Raw genomic sequence first — 18,861 nt, 5'->3', positions numbered from 1 at the left:
TCTGCACATCAGGTACTTTTCAAGCTATATGAGGATTTAAGCGGGGATAACTGGGTCTGCCTGCCGAACAGAGAAGTTCCGTCCAACATCCCATTACTGCATAACACCATCTGCGCCGATCACATATCCGTCAATGGTCGTGTTTGTCACCATTTCTCCGGTATCGGTGCTGAGATAGTACCATTTACCGTCGTTATCCTGAAACCACCCCGTCTCCATGAATCCGTTTTCATCGAAATGGTACCACTTGCCATCTGATGGAGTTTTCGCCCAGCAGTTGGCGGCAAAGGTGCCGTCGATTCTCCTGTATTTATAGCGGCCATTTTCGTTGATCCACTTACCCTGAGCCTCTTCCGGAGAGAGCTGCATGGCTTCTTCCCGGTCATAGGCTGCCATGATGATCATGATGGTTCCGTTGCTCTTATAATATCCTACACGCGTAAACCACGTATTCTGTACGGCTGCGACAGCGTCCTCCGTCAAATAGACGTAGCTTCCTCCCTCGGAGGCGGTTGCACGGATATAAGCGATATGGCGGATATTGTGTCCGGTAGCGGAGGCCAGAGAATAGCCCCCGGATAGGGAAACGCTATCGCCGAAATCGTAGGCCTTTTTCGCAACGCCGGTCAATTCAGAGTCGTAGACCAAATCGGAAACGCCCTTTTGCTTCCGGTAGGCATTCAAGTAGGCGACCTGATCATCCTGCCCGGAAGGGTAAGGGTTCTCAAGCGTCTTATCCGCGATATCAGAGATGACACAGCCATTCTCATCGGTGGTATAGTTCTTGCCGTCGATTGTGATATTCCTGTCCTTCAGGACGTAATGTTGATAGCTGAATACATACATGCGGCCGTCTATGGTTTCCACGCCTTCGCCTTTGACCACACGTCCGCTGGGCCTTAAATAAAAGGTGTAGCCGCCGTCTTCGAACCAGCCGGTCTGCATGATGCCGTTTTCGTCGAAATGATACCATTCGGCTTCGACATACTTTCCATTTTTTTCATATACAGCAAGCCAGCAATTCTTCAAAGGTTCTCCTGTCCTGTTGATCGTACAGGTCCATTGGGAGCCGTTCTGGTTCCAAGTGATATCACTCGATCCGTAAATGCCTCCTCCAAGGCGCAGCGGAGATTGATCCTTCGTCTGCGCAAATGCGGTCGTAACGCAGAGCAGGGCCATCATTACCGTGACTAAAACCCATTTTAGTAGCTTTTTCATAATTTTTCCCGCCTTTCTGATTTATTAATTATTTAAAGTATATCATAATCGGCAGGTGCCATCAAGTTATATGGAAGTAGAAACGCAGCAGTTGTAGTATCTTATCTCGTCAGATACTGCTTATATTTCTCCCTGTCGCCTTCCCGGCAGCTGACTGTCAGGCAGACTCCATTTTCCTGAAATTCCCGGCTGTGAACCATGGCGCGGCTGTTTAAGTAGTGAACCACATTACCGTTCTCATAAGGGATCAGGAACTGAGCCTCCTGGTATTCAGAAAAGAGAATCTGCTCCATCATACGCAGCAGTTCCGGGATTCCGATGCCGTATTTCGCCGACATATAGATCCGGTTATCCGAAATTTTAGGGAGCGTTTCCTCCTCCATAACGGAATCGGCCTTGTTCATAATATAGATCCTCGGAATATCACCGGCCCCCAGTTCTTTCAGCGTTTCCTCTGTTACCTCTATCTGTTCTTTGTAATGCTCATCCGAAAAATCCACTACATGAAGCAGAAGATCCGCATAACGTATCTCATCCAGCGTGGAGCGGAACGCCTTGACCAGGCTGTGGGGAAGACGGCTGATAAAACCGACCGTATCGGAGAGCAGGAAATCCTGGCTGCCGCTCAGGGATATCTTTCGAACGGTGGTGTCCAGCGTGGCAAAAAGCATATCCTTCGCCATAACCATCTTTTCCTCTTTTCCGCTCGACAGCTCCACCAGTTTGTTTAACAGCGTGGATTTGCCTGCGTTGGTATATCCGACCAGCGCGGCCTGCGGATACGTTCCCTGGGTCCGTTTTCTTCTCTGGACTTCGCGTTCCTGCTCCATCCGTTCCAGTTCGCGCCTCAGTTCGCTGATCCGCCCCTCGATTTTTCGCCGGTCCAGCTCAATCTGCTTTTCACCGGATCCCTTGTTGCTCAAGGAACCGCTGGCTCCGCCCTGGCGCCCCAGAGAGTCCCTGAGTCCTATAAGTCTCGGCAGCATATACTGAAGTCTGGCCGATTCCACCTGCATTTTAGCCTCTTTGGTCCTGGCTCTCCTTGAAAATATCTCCAGAATCAGGTAGGTCCGGTCCCACACCGGCACGTCGATCTCCCTCTGCAAATTTTTAAGCTGGGAGGGAGATAAGGTATCGTTGAAAATGACATAGTCCACGCAGAGCGTCTCCACGGCTTCCCTGATCTCGCCAACCTTTCCCGAGCCAATATAGTAAGCGGCGTTAATACAGGAGAGATTCTGATCGACTCTGGCCACCGGATCCATATCGCAGGCCTTCACCAGATTGTGCAGCTCTTTCATAGATACTTCAAAATCATTGTTTTCGTTTAAATGTACCCCAGCCATCAGAGCGCGGGGTCTTATGGTTTCATTCTGTTGTTTCATATATTGTTCAGCCTCCTTGCTGCCGTTCCCATTTCTCACCGTCCTGGAAAGGAGAGGGGTTCGGCGCAGCTTCAGGCGGCAAATTTATTTCCGCGGGCAGCGAGCCGGATCGATTTGGCTCTGTGCAGTACGCGGCTGTAACCGCCTGATTATAAACGGGTTATCATCCTGTTATTCACACATTTGAATCGTAACCGAATAAAAAAGCATATCATTCCTGACATCATCGCGTACCTCCTAATCATGATATTGGTAATTTCAGGTACAAAAAAAGAGATTGTATCCATGCCGAATCGGCAGACTAAGACACAAAAAACTGTTCCGGTTATAAACATATATAAATAAACCATGCAAAACAAGCGTACCTGCGAATGGATACGGTACCGTGCCGCCATGGAATTTATACATGATCTCTTATAACGAACAGTTTTTACTATCTTAATCTAATAAACAATCTCTCAGACCTCTGATTTCTATAATTTTCTTTCTGTTGTTCCTGAAATTACCTAGCTTGATCATAATGGCTTCGCATCATTCTGTCAAGTGTTTTTTTATCATATACAGAAAAAGTGTGTTGTTACTGTGATTCTTTTATATCTGCTTTCTTCTCAGTCCTCACGAAGCCGTACTTTATTCCGTGCACTGCGCCGGCGTTCATCTTCAAGAGCCGCATAATGCTTTTTCGTCGTATTAACGTCGGCGTGTCCCAGCACATCTGCGACCAGATAGATGTCATTTGTCTCTTTATACAGATTGGTTCCATAGGTGCTGCGCAGCTTATGCGGCGTAATTTTCTTTAAAGGGGTCACGATCCGCGCGTATTTTTTCACCAGATTTTCCACACTGCGCACGGCGAGTCTCTTTCTCTGGAGAGAGAGGAACAGGGCCGATTCGTGGCCTTCCTCGGCAATGATCATTTTCCGTTCTTCCAGATAATCGTTAAGGGCGTCTTCAACCTCAGAGCCGAAATAAACGGTTACTTCCTTTCCGCCTTTTCTGTGAATGCGGATACCGCCATTTTTAAAGTCTATATCATCGATATCCAGGCCAACGCACTCCGACACACGAATACCAGTCCCCAGCATCAGCGTCAGCAGAGCCAGGTCGCGCAGCTTCGTCTTCTCGTGATAGCTTTTCTGTTTCTCCGTGAGCGCATCTCCCTTTTCTACCTCGTCCAGCAGAAGAGCGACTTCGTCCACGTCAAGACGAATAATCTCTTTTTCGTGAAGCTTGGGGAGCTGTACCAGAGCCGCCGGATTGTTTACAAGGCGTTCATTCCGGTAATAATAATTATAGAAGCTCTTCAGCGAAGAAATTTTTCGCATGATTCCGCGTTCTTTATTGGTGACTTCCTGATTTTTATCGTTAAAACGGTATTTCAAATACTCCATATATTCTTCCATGTCCGCAAGCTTTAAATTGTCGAGATGGTCCAGACTGATGTCTTTCATATCCATTTTCGCAATCACAGGGTTTTCCTTTAAAAGGAAATCGAAGAATACTTTTAAATCATACGCATAGGCAATTCTGGTCCTGGAAGAGGTGCGCGGCTCGATTCCACGAAAGAAATCGGCGCAGAAGGGCGGAAGTTCCCGGATCAGTTCCCTTAAATGTTTTACATTTTCAATATCTCTCTGCTGATGGTAGGAGAGTGTACTCATGATTGATGCCTCCTGATTCGTTCATGATTCTTTTATAACTTCCGTTGTGGGTTTGCTGAGAATTTCCGGCCAGCCTTCAATATTTCCATCGACAATCGCATGGAAAAGACGATCTTTTACACCCGGATTTTCCCGTTCCAGAGTTTTCGTTAATTTTTTAACATATTCCCGTTTTGTATGGCCGTCCACTGGACACGGATTTTTACATACCGGTAAATTGTATTTGTTCTTAAAGCCAATTACATCGGCTTCCTTAACGTAAATCATCGGGCGAATCACAGTTAATCCGGTACGGTCCAAATACGTACTGGGAGAAAATGCGTAAAACCGGCCTTCATAAATTAATGACAATAACATGGTTTCGATCAGATCCTCACGATGATGCGCATAAGCAATTTTATTGCAGCCCAGCTTTATGGCCGCTTCATTTAAAGCGCCTTTGCGTAACTTTGCACAGAGCGCGCAGGGATTGGATTCCTCGCGTGTGTCGAACAATATTTTTCCGATTTCCGTAGAAACTATCGTATAAGGAACTGAAAATCGCTCACAGAGTTCTTTAACAGGAGATAAGTCAAAATCTCCAAAGCCCAAATCTACTGTAATAGCGGATAATTCAAATTGCTTCGGATAAAATTGTTTTAATCCCTGTAAAGCATATAATAAAGTAAGACTGTCTTTACCTCCGGATATACCGACAGCGATATGGTCGCCGTCCTCAATCAGATGGTAGTAGTCGATAGCCTGGCGGGTGAGACTGTATAGCCGTTGAAGTTTCATGTAAAATGGCTCCTTTATGTAATTGATGTAAAATGGCGCTTTTTAGCACTAACTATTCGTTAAAGAAGTGTTTCGCGCATAGTTGGAAATCGCTCTCTTTATCGTACCATGGTTTGGATTGGTTTTCAACTATGCGTGAAAATAATTTTTCACTATCTATAACTCTTTTTAATCACTGCCGCCATCACCGCTTCTGCTGGCTATTACTAAATACACTCAAGGGGCTGGTATGTTAAACAGAAATATTCATTATATGGGTATAATAAATATTAGGGAAATTATGATACATGCAGCACTTGGTTCCTATAGCGCTTGTAAGTTCAAATCTTCGGCATGATACTGCTGATCACCTTCGCCATCTCCTCCGGGCTCTCTTTTATTCCATCGTTTATCCAGTGAATCAATCTTCTGGAGCCAGGGTATCCCTGGCCTTCATCCACACCATGCTGAATCCGGTTTTAAAAACTGAACCCGAAGATTTCAAATCCTGTCCCTTTCTTCTGGTTCATCCCGCCGAAGATCATTGGACTGATTTAAAGTATAGTCTTCTCTTCTATCAACGTCTGGCATGCGAAAAGCACACGATCATACTGGAAGGCGCTGGGCATTTTCCCATAGAAGAGCCGGGACTGATGCAGTTGGAGCAGGCATGCGTTGCGTTTTTAGAGAGCCATCTATAGCCATCGGTCCAGGGTCTGATATAACTGCGGGATATCAATCGGTATCGCCATATGTTCATTCCGGATTCCACAGTCTTCTTCGGTTAAAATAAGAGTGCTGGAACGGCAGGATGTCAGGACGATACCGATGATCATCGCGATGACTGCCAATGCAATCTGTTTGATCTCACTTCACCCTGGCCTGCTATTTAACAAACCACCTGAAACTCCGCTCCAGGTACCTGCAGATCAAAAGCATAACGGATAATCTCGTCTGCAAACAAACAGATATAGTTCTCCTTTTGCTGTTCGGTGCCGACGCAAAGAATGTCTTTCGCTAGCCGATCGGTAATCATGTAAATCATTCTGGCTCTGATATAAAAGTCCTCCTGTTTATCCGGATACCGTTGTGTCAAAAAAAGTTCTGTCATAGCAATCAAGCGTTCCTCTGTTTTCGATAGAATCGATTGTACCCGTGTATTCTCTTTGGCGATCACAACAGAATCCTCAAAAAACTTATCCGTACTATCAAACCGTTCAAGTAATTGTTTTAAATAAGCCATCAGAAATTCCCTGCAAAAGTCCCGGTTATCAAACCGAATCAGGTGGTCAAGCAAATCCTGCATCGCCTTGCAGGAACTGCTGCAGTAGTCCTCCAACAGAGCGCAGTAAATATCTCCTTTATTCTGATAATAATTATAAAAGTTACCAATCGAAATACCCGCGCAGCGGACAATCTCTTTTGTATTGGTATTGTAATACCCCTTTTCAGCAAAAAGGCCGTAGGCTGAATCCAAAAGTTTTTTCTTACTCTCTATCGTACGCTGCTGTACCTTTCGCCCTGTCTCCATTTTCTTTCCTCCTGTCAAAGATATAGAACACCATTAGTATACCATTATATAGAAAGAAAGTGAACTCCGATTCAGTATTTATTGACAGAAAGTGATGGAAGGCGTATAATACAAAAGTGAACTATGGTTCATTTTTTATATCAAATTCAGGAGATTAACATGAAATCACGAAAAATCCCAAAGAAAATAGAGAGGAGAAAAAAGACTGTGTGGATTATGATACTATGTGCTGTCGTTCTATTCTGGACTATTCTGCCGCCAAGTCTGGGGAAAATTCCGCTCTTTTATGATGATAATGGCACTGTTATTCCCGACAGCATTTCAGAAAAGATATTTATTGATGTGGACGGAACAGAAATTGGACTGCTCATAACCGGAAAGAACAAATCAAACCCGGTACTGCTTTTTCTCGGCGGCGGCCCCGGCATTCCGGAATACCTTTTGGAATACCAGAAGCCATCCAAACTAGCCGATGAGTTTGTGGTATGTTACTTAGAATATCGAGGGACGTCAATTTCTTATAATTCCAATATAGATGCTGCTTCCCTGACAACTGAACGGTATTTATCCGATACGGCCGCAGTCACAGAATATCTGAAAAATCGGTTCTCACAAGAAAAAATCTATCTTATGGGGCATTCCTTTGGCACTTTTATCGGGATTCAGGCGGCATTAAAACACCCCGAATCCTATCACGCCTATCTTGCTATGTCTCAGATTGCAGATCAGTCAGAATCCGAGATAATTGCGTACCAGTTTATGCTCAATCAATACCGTCAGATGAACAATCAAAAAATGATCCGTGAATTTGAAAAGTATCCCATTGCTTCCTCTGATCGCGCGTATAGTGATTACTGTCTGTCTCCCCTGCGGGACCGTAGCATGCACGATCTTGGTGTGGGAACAACCCATACGATGGACTCAGTTATCACAGGCATTTTTTTGCCCAGCCTGCGGTGCAAAGTTTATACACCGCTGGAAAGAATCAATATCTGGCGCGGGAAACAGTTTACCGCTTCTTCACCGGTCGGCACTGACCGTATGCAATTTAACACTTTTGCCGAGGTGCCGTGTCTTAAGATTCCAGTTTATTTCTTTAGCGGAATCTATGATTATACCTGCTGCTACTCTTTACAGAAAAAGTATTTTGATGCCGTAAATGCGCCGCTGAAAGGGTTCTACACATTTCACAATTCTGCACACAGTCCTCTGTGGGAAGAATCTGACCGCTTTATAGAGATTTTAATTCAAGATGTGCTGAATGGAACAAATGAGCAGTCAGACTAAGCATGACGGCCCCCTCACCGATAGGATTTACCATACTTTCATCATATGATTTCCCCCACGGATATCAAAATACATAAGACTCAACGGGCACCATATACCACACCTCTTCCTCGCCTCCAAAAGAATTTAACCGGACTATTTTGGTGCTCTCCTTTAAATTTTGCTCGAAATAGGCCAGATAGCCAGCAAAGACTGGATACCTATTTCTCAAATTCTGTGTTCTTTAAGCATTCGTATTCCTTTGCATCCCCATCAAGGGAAATCACCAAGTCTAATTGCTTTGCCCGGTAATTTCTGCCCTGTTCGCTAAAAAGTTCAGCAGATATTTCCTGAAATCATTGACAAAAAGACACTTTTTCATTTTCTCATACCATTCCATATTTTAAGCTCCCGCCTTTCTCTAACGCCACTTTTGCAGTCTTAAAAAGCAGGCACTTATCATACCTGCTTTTCCCTGCATCAATCGATCCCTTTTCTCATACTCCGAACTGCTTAGCCCTCTGAAAATATGGTCTTTTCTAATCTAATCTCACTTCCGAACGGTTCCTGGGAGAAACCGGTTCTCCGTAGAGATGACCCGGCACTTCCTCCAACCGCTTAATCTTATCTGCATCTATGGTAAGATTCGTCGCAGGGGCAAGAATGGTCACTTTTCCATTCTCATAGCTTGCTGCATCAGTGGCCTCATACTGTATGACAATCTGAATCAATCAATCTGCAAGGCTCCAAAATCGAGACATACGCCCCACATAGTTTCCCCAACTCCTTAACATCATTCTAAAATGGCAGTTTCAACCCTCATCCCAACCCCAATATCTCCAGCAGCTCCCTGTGAGGCCGGTCAGCATCCGCCTGGTAGATATTAATATGGTTCTGATCGCCGCTCCTGTCCGTAAATGCGGGGAACAGGAAACCGCATTCCGGTTTTCCCGGCTCATATTCCCCGGTCATCGGGCAGATGGCGCAGATCATATATTCAAACACTTCCTCCGACTCCCACTGCCGTTCCCCGTCAGACCCCTTTGCCGGGATATCGTAACGGTCATGAAAGACCAGAATCGCGTATGCCGCATTTTTATGGTATTTTTCCATGACCAGGTCGTAAAAGGTGTCCATCAGGGCATCGTTCTTTAATCCGCACTCATTCATGGCCATAAGCAGCTGCCACATACTTCCCGGCTTTCGCATGCTCTGGGGAAACTCATACTTCTTCAGATTAACATTTGTCGCAGAAAAAGGGATTTCCTTTGCCAGCTTCAGTTTTTTCGTCCTCTCCGGCGCGGATATTTTCAGAAAATTCGTATTGAAACTCCCCTCAAAATCTCCGTCCCTGTCCACATAACAGCCCGCGATCCTCGTGAAGGATGTTCTTGCAAGGGTCATACGCCTTGTCAGTTCCAGCATATCTTCTCTGTTTATCATGATCTGTCTATTACCTTTCCAATGTCTTTCTGCCGTTTTTTTCTGTTCGTTCTTCTGTCACTTTAACACTTCTTCTGAAATAAGAGATTGTTGACTCTCTCTGTAATCCAAATCTCGTCAGCCGTGATCTCTACCTCGTAACTTCTGACCACTTCGCTTTCAAATCTGTTCACAATCTCATTGAATCCCACGGCGGTCTCCCTCTTCTTCGGAAAACGGATCTTTGTTTCAAAGCCCCCGGTATACGCAAGCCCAGTCGCTTTTCCGATCTCTATCCACTCATTTTTCGTATAAAACCTGATATGACCGTCTTTCTTCATCTGCATATACGCATCCACAAACCGGTCCCCGTCGCAGTCATTGGGCGCAGGATCCGAGATTAAGAGCTGGCCTCCGGGCTTTAATACCCGGCTGATCTCCTGAAACGTGCCGTTGATCGCCGGAAAGTGATGCAGAGCATAGCGGCTCACCACCCAATCAAAGGACCGGTCCGCAAACGGGAATTCCAGACCATCATAGCTGATAAACTGCAGATTCTTCCTTCCTCTGCGTTCCGCTTCCTGCCGGTTTCTGTGCAGTGCCTGCAGAACAATATCCAGCCCGGTCACTTCCGCATGAGGAAACCGTTCTGCAATGGGAAATGCCAGATAGCCGGTCCCCGTTCCCAGATCCAAAATCTTCATCCCGTTTTCCACGTTCAGACAGTCCAACAGACGATTCAGCTGTTCCTCATCACGCGTCTGCTGATTATAAAAGCTGTCCTCATGGAAGCTTTCCTCAAAGCCCTGCTTCGTCCTGCGAATGCTTTCGCTCACATCCAGTCCCATATTCATCCCCATATCCTTACTCATATCCTTATCCCTGCCCACAGAGGTTCCTCCTGCCTTATGCCTTTACCGTAAACAACGGCTCCATTCTTGCCACCAGCCCGGCCATATCGTGGTCCTCATGGACCTTCACCACCTGGTCGATATCCTTATAAGCGTAGGGAGCCTCAGACCGTATGGATTCCTCCCATTTCTTCAGGATATCGCTCCGCCCCTTCAAATCGCTCCTGTTTGGATCGATGGGCGTTACAATGTGAAATTTCTTCATAAACTCCTGGAATTCCTCATCGCTGCCATGGATCGCTTCCCCTCTGGACAGCCTCCGGCCCGCCCCATGGCTTGCACTCCACAGCGCATCCGGATTCCCCATACCTCTGAGGAGATAGCTGGAGCTTCCCATGGAACCTGGAATCATCACCGGTTCCCCGTAATAGGCGAAGGGGGTTCCCTCCATCTCTTCCATGCCTCTGGCCGAACAGGCGCCCTTTCTGTGAATGTAATACTTCCGGCCTTCTGCCTCTCTCTCCCAGATAAAATTATGGGGCGAGTCGTACAGAAGCTTCATCTCAAAGGCGCGCACCGTATTTTCAACGGCGTTCTGAAGCATCAGCCCCAGAAACAGCCGGTTGGCAAATCCAAAATTGGCGGCATTGCGGGTCGTATCGCGGAAACGGCGCCATTCCCTGTCCATTCCGCCTCTTTCCGGCAATAGGTATATCCCATTGTCCGGATGGGGAATGCTTTTCGGGTACAGTCCCTTCGTTATTATCTGGTTGATCCTGCCGCTCTGATGGCCGATCGTCAGAGAACCGGTATGTATCATAATAAGGACCGCTCCCTTCCTGATTCCCCAGGCGTTGGCGGTCTGCCCGTCATAGATCTCTGCCACGCGCTGCATTTCCACGAAATGATTTCCGCCTCCTATGGAGCCGATCTGATCGTCATAGGACAGGGTATGGGGATCTCCGGTAAAATCTCCCAAGCCTTCCGTATCGCCGGCCTTCAGGCTTCCGCGAAATGCGGTGTACTCCAGTTCCTTTTCCTGTTCTTCCCGGTTGTAAAATCTCCATATTCCTTTTCCAACCGCCTCTCCTAAGGTCTCAAGCAGGCCAGTAAGGCCATCTTTCAGCATGGCTTCCCTCTGAATTCCATTCATAACAATACCGCGGCCGCCTTCAAAAAAGATGCGGCGGACCTCCGGCAGCAAGGAGGACAGGCTGCATTCCAGTTCTTCCTCCTTCAAATCCGTGGTATACAGCCGCATCCCGCAGTTAATGTCATTGCCCATAGCCTGGGGAATGACAAATCCCTCCGTCATCAGTACCGTGCCGATGGGAATGCCTGCGCCCTTGTGAAAATCCGGAGTCACAGCGGCCCTTCTCACTGAGCTGTCCGGATTCTCAAAAAAGCCTCCCTCCGCCTTCATACGCTCCACGGAACGTTCCATCTGCATCATACTTCTCAGCTCATCCACGGCTTTTTTATCCGGTTTTGTTCCTTCCGGAAGGAAGAGAGACACACCGCAGGACTGGCTGTCAAATTCTAATTTAAGCTCCATACAATCCGCTTTCTAAACCTGTATTGTTCATGTGGTAAAAGGCACCGGTCATTACTGACCGATGCCCTGTTAAGTATTCCGTTTCTTCGTTTCTCCTAGCCCAGAAGAATATCCTTCTTATCCAGAATTGCCTCTACTGCCGCACAGGCCGGACAATCACAGTACTTTGCTCCGGCTGCTTTGATCTCTCTTGCATGAGCCGCGACATCCTTCGCCTTATCCACTCCGAAGACCTGAGCACCGTGCTCGGATTCTGCAAAACCGATCAGGCTGTCAATCGGCATAATATCCGCTTCCAGTTCCTCCACATACTTTCTGTTTTCTTCCGCTTCCCGGTCAGTTCCAACCGCATCGAGCCAGGCCTGGGCCGCTGCCCTTGTCTCTTCACTGCATGTCGATGCACCTATTAAATCGTTTGTTTTCTCAACAACATAATCCAATACGTTTTTATTCATCATTGACGCCCCTCTTTCTTACAGAATTTTTCTATATTTTACCACAGTCATTCCATCTTTGCAATGTCACTGCTGCATTTCGCTGATTTTCTGAATGGCCTGCTCTCTGGAAAGATACTGCTCCCACACATACCCATCCCTGGCCTTCGAGGTATCATAGACTGCGTTTAATGCCTGGCTGTATTCTTCACGGGACATCAGCGTGCCGTTCCATTCATACTGGTAGACCACATCCCCGTTTTCGTCGAATTCAAGCTTTGAATTGTCCTTTGCCCCATAGTAACCGCTGGCGACCAGGGATAACTGACCGTCTGCCATGGTGTATACCAGGTCATAGTAGCTGTCCATATTTCCCTCAGAATTGCAGAGAAGGTTTCCCTTCTCAATATAGCTGAAATACAGCCGGTTCAGCTGGTTTTCAACGACAGAGCCGCCGGCGTAAGCGGCAATCATACAGCCCACCGCCTCACTGTTACCGATCTTTACAAATTCTGGTATGTCGTCGTCATTGAGATAGATCAGCTGATATCCAACCCACTCTTCTCCGTCCTGGGCCTGAAGATAATCGATGTACGTCTGCTTCCATCCGGCTGACGCTTCATTCTTCCTTCCCGCTCCCAGAAATCCAAGTACGGATTGAACCGTCTTCTCCGCAAGTGCAGAATCGGCTGCCTCCGACAGCCCCTTTTCCAGGGTAAATGCTCCGCTTTCACTTCCGCTGTAGATTCTCACCTCGGAACGGCCGGCCTCTGTCCCGGACAACGGTAAATAGCTGCATATGATTATAATATCGTTGAAACCGTCGCTGTTATAGTCGGGGAAGGACACCGCCTCCACCTTTTGAAACCGTTCCTTTTCACGGTTATTATCCTTATATACGCCATCCAGAACTGTGACAGTCCGATCGCCGTCCTTCAGCTCGAACCATGCATCTGCGGTGGAATTCTCCCCTGCCTCCGGTTCATAGGAGACAAATGTCACCTTTCCCAAAGGATTTAAGTTCGCCTCAAACGTCTGGTCCCTGATGATCCTGTATTCATGCTCCTCGGCGCCGGAAGAATCCGCTCCCTGGGTACCTTCTGCCTGCTGCTCTTTGCCCCCGTTCTCGATCGTAATCTCAGGTTCTTTTCCGCTTCCGCCGCCGTTTTCGCCCTCTGACGATTCCGCTGTGATTTCCGGTTCCTTTAAGTCCTGTGCCTTTTCCTTCTGTCCACAGGCAGTCAGCACGCCGCAAAGAGCGATACAGGCCGCTGCTGCCCTCCATCTGTCAGTCCTTTTTCTCATGTGTTTTCCTCTCAGGTATGTTCTCTTCACACCATCTGTTCTTTCTCTTTAAATTCCCTCTCAAAACGTTCCGCCGCATGCCTTAGAAGCTCAGCCGCATGGGAGCCGTCAGCCGGATAAGACACCGTGCAGAATTCCGGATTCACGAATTCCTTTTTACCATTCATGCTCCGCTTCCAGAACAGCTGCAGAACAAACTCCTCGATCATCTCCTCAGCGGCCCCACTCTCCCTGTCTTCAAACAGAGCGATCGCAATAACCTCCTCGCCCAGCCTTGCGGCCAGCGTTTCGGCAGGAAAATTCTCCCCAATGCTCCCGCGGATCCGGCCAAGGTAGGCAAGCACTTCCTCCCTGCTGGCCGCTCCGGACAGCCTGCGGAAATTGGACAGCCGGACATAGAGCACACAGAGACTGGTCTGCGGCCTTCTCCCAATCCGGCGGTCAACGAAATCGCAGAAGCCTTCGACGGTGTACAGACCGCTGTCCGGCTCTGTATAGCCAGCTTTGTAGAGCTCCCGTTTCTGCTCCGTGATCCGCCACGCAAGCATAACCAGCGCTATGACGAGAAGCGCAGCCGCACCGCAGCAGACATTGGCGGCCGCACGTTGTTTTACAGAAAACCAGCCTTCCTTGGGTATGATACTGAGCGTCCATACAGCCGGAAGACTGAACGTAAATTTCACTGCATCGGAAAAATCAATCGACGAGTCAGATACGGCGATTACGTTCTTATTCTCCCCCATGGAATTGACTCTCCACAGCTCGTAATCATAACCTGCATCCTCCAGAAAGCCGAGTCCCATCTGTGAGATCACGTAGTCCCGGTCGAGGGCCGCCGCGATTTCTCCCTTATACTCATTTTCCTCAATCACGGGATAAAGAAAAAGGAATACGTCCTTTTGATTGACTCCCAGCTGCTCCGGTCCCTCTATCACGCCGTCTTTTATCACTTTTGCCAGAGTATAGCTGTAGGAAAACTCCCGAAGTTCTTTTCCCACAACTTGCCCGTATTCCTCCTTCGGATATACCGCCGTCAACGTATCCCCTTCAAAGTAAGCGATCGCCTCAATGGCGGAATATTCCGCCAGCAGCCTTAAAGACACCTGCTCAAACAGCTTTAAATCCTTGTCAAGGTATGGATCGGTATAAGACAGCTGCTTCGCATAATTGAGCCTTTCAAAGTTTACGGACAGATTTTCATAGAAGAAGCTGAGCGTTGTCTGCGCCTCCTTCTGCCGTTTCTGAACGGAGGCAGACTGAATCTCACTCCGTACCAGCACGGCAGTACCAATCACAAGCACAATCAGGATACCAAATGGAATCCACTTTCTTTTGTCTTTGAAAAACATAGTATTATTCTCCATTCAGGAAAAGGGAGTACGTTCCTTTTCCATGGCGTTTCACATCGTACAGGGCCTTATCCGCCTTTGAAATCAGGGTCTTTAATGTATCCTTCCGATTCCAGACACACGCTCCCATGCTGCAGTGGACAGGAATCTCCGTCCCGTTTACAGTAATGGTAAAATGCAGCCGTTCGACAAGCTCGCTCAAAACATCATTCAGTTCTTCCACGCTGTCGATATCCTTAAGGATCAGAATAAATTCATCACCGCCGTACCTGCCTACAACGCCCTCATATTTCTTTTCATATCCGCGCAGGATGAAGCCGATCTTCTTCAGCGCGGAATCTCCGGCCTCATGGCCATACGTGTCATTCAGCAGCTTCAAATCGTCCAGATCTACAAAGCAGAGAGACAGCTTTCCGGAAGCGTTTCCATCCCGCAGCAGCTTTTCCAGCTGATTCAGGAAAAATGTCCTGGTCGCGAGGCCTGTAAGTTCATCCCGCAGCCCCTTGCTGGACATCTTGAGAATATCCTCATAGTCAACGCTCTCCGGAGCGATTGCATTGCTGTACAGCTTTTTCTCCATTTTATGTATCGAGGTCAGAAGCTTTTCCGTGATCGCCATCTGACCGAAAATATGCTTTTTAACGAACAGATACAGAATCAGCGTAATGAGTAGCTGAAACAGCGCAGCCAGCAGAAGGAATGGCAGTTCCGCAGAAAACAGCGACAGGAAATCGACAGTTACAAGTATATCCCAATTTGTATTCTCAACCGGCCCAAACACGGTATATTGCGAATTTCCCGATTTCGTGCTTCTGAAAGAACCGGAATCCCTTGCCAGCAGCAGCGTCTCCAGCTTGTCCGTCGTGAGTCCAATCAGTTTATACTCACGTAAAATTTCCGTATAGGACGCGCCAAACGCCAGGCCGCTGGTGGATGACATAATCTGGCCCTTGGAACCGATCAGGACAGCCTCTGTCCCATTGGCCGCTGCGGACTGCTTTAACAGATTAACTGTATCGTCAAAATAGATGGAGCAGAACAGACTGCCGGTCATAATGTCATCCTGAATCAGAGGCACCGCCACCGTATAATTCAAAGTCTTGCCATCCGCCCCTGCGACGAAGCCATCCGTCACCTGAATCTCCCTGGTCGAATAAAGCGTCTGCATATATTCACGGCTGGCCAGGCTGGCGGCTTCCTCTCCCAGAGTATAGACCTCGATGTCCTCATCCACATAGCAGATGAACATATACCCAAAATATCGATTGATCTCATCAAGCTTCTCCGTCTTAGACTCCCACGGAACGTCCGGATCATAAAATTCCGGCAGCGCCGCCAGTGAAGTCAGCAGCTTTATGGACTCCCCTACCTTCTGCGATATCTGTGCAGAAGCGCTTTGATACGCGGCCTCCGCGGATTGCCTCATCCTTCGGACCGTAAGATATGCGCCGCTGAACATAACCGCCAGGACACATACAATACAGAATATGAGAAAGCGTCTGCGAATCGGCGCGAAGGGAAAGAGCTCAGCCTCCTGACTGTTCTTTCGTATGACATCTCTCTTCATGCAGCTATCTCCTAATAATCGTAAGTAAATTGACACATGACCAGTATAGCACAGAAACCATGGTATGACACTATTTTAATTTCATTGTGCATATTTTCTATGTCTCATTGTGCATATTTAGCTGCCTGCGGGCAGGCCTGCCTTTTTCAGAGCTTGAAAACTCTCATTGCTGACTGCGTGCTCCAGCCTGGCGGCATCTGCATGCGCCTGCTCCGGGGAAACGCCGACGGCAATCAGCTTTTCCTCGAAGAAACAGTGTCTCTCAAACACCTCTTCGGCCTCCGCTCTGCCGCTCTCCGTAAGATCGATGATCCCGTTCCCATCCTTTGTAATGTAGCCCTGCGCCTGCAGCTGCTTCACCGCCGCGCAGACACTGGGTTTTGACAGCTCCATATAATTTGCAATATCAATGGACCGGACCTCCCCGTTCGCCTTCTTCAGGATATAAATAATCTTCAAATAATTTTCACGTGACATCGTCAGTGCCATAGGAATATCTGCCTCCTGTTCAATATTGGTATGAAAAGTAAAATGGTAACTGCAAAATAAACTGTCAGCCGCGAAAGAACCGATCGCGCCGTCTCCGTTCGCCGCATTCACCGCAGCGTTCCTCCAGATCGTCAATCATGCGGTCTAAATACTCCTTAAATGTACTCTGCTCTTCCTCGGAAAGGCAGCCAAAGATATCGTCGGGACCGGGCTGGCTGTTCTCGCTCTCCTCTGCGCCGGCCCCCTTCTCCGTCAAGTGAACGATTATAACCCGTCTGTCATTCGGTGACGGCGTCCGCGTGATAAAGCCCTTCTTCTCCAGCTTGGACAGCAGTTCCCCAATGGACTGAGGTCTCATTCCCAGAATCTCCGACAGCTCCTTCTGGGGAATCTCCGGTTTCATCTTCAATACCTTGAGCACCCTTCCCTGCCCGCTGTAGGGAACGCCGCGATCTCTTAAATTCCGGTGAAAATACCGGTTGAGCAGCCACTGCATCCGCATTAACCGCTCCATCAGTTCGTGCGCATTCTGTTTCATCGTCTTTCTCCTCTCATCCCTGTCTTCGTTTGATCAAAGCTCCGCTGCTCCATATTCCGTTTCCCTGCTGACTGCATAGCCCGCGTCCTTGAGGACAATCCGAAGCGCCGCCTCGTCCACCTCCTGTTTCATATAAATGCTGACCTTTTCATTAAGCAGATTCACCTTTGCCCATATTCCCTCCATGCTGTTTAACGCATTCTCCACACAGACCGCGTTGTTGCCGGACGACATTCCGGATACTTTTAAACTCGTATGGTATGGATAATGGAACCGATTACGGTCCCGAACCTTCACTTTAGGAATGTACGGCTGACCGGACCCGCCGCAGCAGCCACCTGCCAGACGCAAGGCAGAAAGTCTCAGCGCACAGACCGCCATTGCAAATAAAAGCAGACCGATTATTATTGTTGACATGGTACTCCCTCCTTTCAACAGTCAAATGCTAAGGTACCTTCTTTTTGTATTATAAAGGTACCTTTGTAAAATGTCAAGGAGAAAATGAAGGTACCTTTTCAATTGCTGCAGCAATTGAAAACAGGAGGCAGCCGGCCCCCTGTTTTTATAATTTTACTGCATTTTGCTCTCGCAAGAAAGGTTTCCTTATGCTACAATACGAGACAGAACTCCTCACGGCCGATGGCGCGCCGCGGAGAAATTCACTAATTTTATTGGAGGTTCCATATGAAAAAATGGGAAGTAATCCGGGAATTCTTAATTATAACCTTTGCCACCATCATCGTGGCGGCTGCCGTGTTTTTCTTTCTGATCCCCAGCCACACGTCGGTAGGAAGCATCTCCGGTCTGGCCATCGTTCTGGGCAACTTTATTCCGCTGAACATATCGGCCATCACCCTTGTCTTAAATATCTTCCTTCTGATCCTGGGATTTCTGTTTATCGGCAGGGAATTCGGCGCAAAGACCGTCTATACCTCGCTTCTGCTCCCTGTAATGCTGGGTGTGTTTGAACTGCTTTTCCCGAACAATCAATCGATTACAAACGATGCGTTTCTGGACATGCTCTGTTACATCTTCGTGGTCAGCATCGGACTCGCCATGCTGTTTAACCGAAATGCGTCATCCGGCGGCCTGGATATCGTTGCAAAATTTCTGAATAAATACTTTCACATGGACTTGGGAAAGGCCATGTCCCTTGCCGGCATGTGCGTCGCACTGTCCTCCGCCCTGGTCTACGATAAGAAAATCGTGGTGCTGAGCGTGCTGGGAACGTATTTAAACGGGATCGCGCTGGATCATTTCATCTTCGGCTTCAACTTAAAGAAACGGGTGTGCATCATCTCGAAGCGCGAGGAAGAAATCAGGGACTTCATCCTGCACCATCTCCACAGCGGCGCCACCATCTATGAAGCAGTCGGAGCCTACGACAACCAGCCGAAAAAAGAGATCATCACCATTGTCGATAAAAATGAATACGCCATGCTGATGTCCTATATTATGAAAACGGATAAAAATGCATTTGTCACGGTTTACACCGTCAATGAGATCATATACCGCCCGAAGCGCTGAGGCGGAG

Annotated in this window: 20 protein-coding genes; 3 read left to right on the top strand and 17 right to left on the bottom strand. The window is 47.8% G+C overall.

What is annotated here, in order from left to right:
• Nucleotides 1–93: 93 nt before the first annotated feature.
• The 4 genes from H8S75_RS13250 to H8S75_RS13235 all read right to left on the bottom strand — a co-directional run bounded on the left by H8S75_RS13250 (nt 94) and on the right by H8S75_RS13235 (nt 5,041).
• Entirely contained in the window at nt 94–1,218 is a 1,125-nt protein-coding gene (locus H8S75_RS13250) for a hypothetical protein (RefSeq protein WP_187022033.1), read from the bottom strand.
• 101 nt (nt 1,219–1,319) lie between these two features.
• Nucleotides 1,320–2,603: a GTPase HflX gene (hflX, locus tag H8S75_RS13245; RefSeq protein ID WP_187022032.1), complete on the bottom strand. Its 1,284-nt coding sequence runs from the start codon at nt 2,601–2,603 to the stop codon at nt 1,320–1,322.
• 608 nt (nt 2,604–3,211) lie between these two features.
• On the bottom strand, nt 3,212–4,264 hold the full coding sequence (locus H8S75_RS13240) for a tyrosine-type recombinase/integrase (protein WP_187022031.1): 1,053 nt from the start codon (nt 4,262–4,264) through the stop codon (nt 3,212–3,214).
• A gap of 21 nt (nt 4,265–4,285) precedes the next feature.
• The gene (locus H8S75_RS13235; protein WP_187022030.1) at nt 4,286–5,041 is read right to left on the bottom strand and encodes a tRNA lysidine(34) synthetase; all 756 of its coding nucleotides are present in this window, start codon (nt 5,039–5,041) and stop codon (nt 4,286–4,288) included.
• Nucleotides 5,042–5,328: 287 nt separating this feature from the next.
• Here H8S75_RS13235 and H8S75_RS13230 point away from each other — a divergent pair, with 287 nt between their 5' ends.
• The gene (locus tag H8S75_RS13230; RefSeq protein ID WP_187022029.1) at nt 5,329–5,721 is read left to right on the top strand and encodes an alpha/beta fold hydrolase; all 393 of its coding nucleotides are present in this window, start codon (nt 5,329–5,331) and stop codon (nt 5,719–5,721) included.
• Here H8S75_RS13230 and H8S75_RS13225 read toward each other — a convergent pair.
• Together H8S75_RS13225 and H8S75_RS13220 are read right to left on the bottom strand one after the other, a co-directional pair.
• Nucleotides 5,716–5,871 carry a hypothetical protein gene (locus H8S75_RS13225; RefSeq protein WP_187022028.1) on the bottom strand — a complete coding sequence of 52 codons (156 nt, stop codon included), beginning with the start codon at nt 5,869–5,871 and terminating at the stop codon, nt 5,716–5,718. The two genes, H8S75_RS13230 and H8S75_RS13225, sit on opposite strands and share 6 nt — an antisense overlap.
• A gap of 38 nt (nt 5,872–5,909) precedes the next feature.
• Nucleotides 5,910–6,551, bottom strand: a complete 642-nt coding sequence (locus H8S75_RS13220) for a TetR/AcrR family transcriptional regulator (protein ID WP_187022027.1) — start codon at nt 6,549–6,551, stop codon at nt 5,910–5,912.
• Between the two features lie 123 nt (nt 6,552–6,674).
• Between H8S75_RS13220 and H8S75_RS13215 the strand changes: the two genes are divergently transcribed.
• Nucleotides 6,675–7,838, top strand: a complete 1,164-nt coding sequence (locus H8S75_RS13215) for an alpha/beta hydrolase family protein (RefSeq protein WP_243270260.1) — start codon at nt 6,675–6,677, stop codon at nt 7,836–7,838.
• Between the two features lie 518 nt (nt 7,839–8,356).
• Here H8S75_RS13215 and H8S75_RS13210 read toward each other — a convergent pair.
• From H8S75_RS13210 to H8S75_RS13160, 11 genes are all read right to left on the bottom strand, one after another.
• Nucleotides 8,357–8,548 (bottom strand): hypothetical protein, encoded by a 192-nt coding sequence (locus tag H8S75_RS13210; RefSeq protein WP_187022026.1) that lies wholly within the window; start codon nt 8,546–8,548, stop codon nt 8,357–8,359.
• Nucleotides 8,549–8,636: 88 nt separating this feature from the next.
• Entirely contained in the window at nt 8,637–9,260 is a 624-nt protein-coding gene (locus tag H8S75_RS13205; protein ID WP_187022025.1) for a DUF4317 family protein, read from the bottom strand.
• 62 nt (nt 9,261–9,322) lie between these two features.
• Nucleotides 9,323–10,129 carry a class I SAM-dependent methyltransferase gene (locus H8S75_RS13200; protein WP_349768919.1) on the bottom strand — a complete coding sequence of 269 codons (807 nt, stop codon included), beginning with the start codon at nt 10,127–10,129 and terminating at the stop codon, nt 9,323–9,325.
• A 16-nt stretch (nt 10,130–10,145) separates the two neighbouring features.
• The gene (locus H8S75_RS13195; protein WP_187022024.1) at nt 10,146–11,645 is read right to left on the bottom strand and encodes an RtcB family protein; all 1,500 of its coding nucleotides are present in this window, start codon (nt 11,643–11,645) and stop codon (nt 10,146–10,148) included.
• A gap of 95 nt (nt 11,646–11,740) precedes the next feature.
• A complete protein-coding gene (locus H8S75_RS13190) occupies nt 11,741–12,100 on the bottom strand; it encodes a molecular chaperone Hsp90 (protein WP_187022209.1) in 360 nt (119 codons plus the stop codon).
• A gap of 66 nt (nt 12,101–12,166) precedes the next feature.
• The gene (locus H8S75_RS13185; RefSeq protein ID WP_187022023.1) at nt 12,167–13,384 is read right to left on the bottom strand and encodes a hypothetical protein; all 1,218 of its coding nucleotides are present in this window, start codon (nt 13,382–13,384) and stop codon (nt 12,167–12,169) included.
• A gap of 26 nt (nt 13,385–13,410) precedes the next feature.
• A complete protein-coding gene (locus H8S75_RS13180; protein ID WP_187022022.1) occupies nt 13,411–14,733 on the bottom strand; it encodes a nucleotidyl cyclase domain-containing protein in 1,323 nt (440 codons plus the stop codon).
• A gap of 4 nt (nt 14,734–14,737) precedes the next feature.
• Nucleotides 14,738–16,300 (bottom strand): sensor domain-containing diguanylate cyclase, encoded by a 1,563-nt coding sequence (locus H8S75_RS13175; protein WP_187022021.1) that lies wholly within the window; start codon nt 16,298–16,300, stop codon nt 14,738–14,740.
• A 117-nt stretch (nt 16,301–16,417) separates the two neighbouring features.
• On the bottom strand, nt 16,418–16,900 hold the full coding sequence (locus H8S75_RS13170; protein WP_432764185.1) for a metal-dependent transcriptional regulator: 483 nt from the start codon (nt 16,898–16,900) through the stop codon (nt 16,418–16,420).
• Nucleotides 16,854–17,327: a MarR family winged helix-turn-helix transcriptional regulator gene (locus tag H8S75_RS13165; RefSeq protein ID WP_187022020.1), complete on the bottom strand. Its 474-nt coding sequence runs from the start codon at nt 17,325–17,327 to the stop codon at nt 16,854–16,856. The genes H8S75_RS13170 and H8S75_RS13165 overlap by 47 nt, the downstream gene beginning before the upstream one ends.
• 33 nt (nt 17,328–17,360) lie before the next feature.
• Nucleotides 17,361–17,744, bottom strand: a complete 384-nt coding sequence (locus H8S75_RS13160) for a heavy-metal-associated domain-containing protein (protein WP_187022019.1) — start codon at nt 17,742–17,744, stop codon at nt 17,361–17,363.
• Nucleotides 17,745–18,011: 267 nt separating this feature from the next.
• Between H8S75_RS13160 and H8S75_RS13155 the strand changes: the two genes are divergently transcribed.
• Complete coding sequence (locus H8S75_RS13155; RefSeq protein ID WP_187022018.1) at nt 18,012–18,854, top strand: YitT family protein; 843 nt, start codon at nt 18,012–18,014, stop codon at nt 18,852–18,854.
• Nucleotides 18,855–18,861: the final 7 nt, after the last annotated feature.

The organism is Hungatella hominis, assembly GCF_014288005.1.
GTDB classification, from domain to species: domain Bacteria; phylum Bacillota; class Clostridia; order Lachnospirales; family Lachnospiraceae; genus Hungatella; species Hungatella effluvii.
This window is presented reverse-complemented; position numbering and strand designations above follow the sequence as displayed.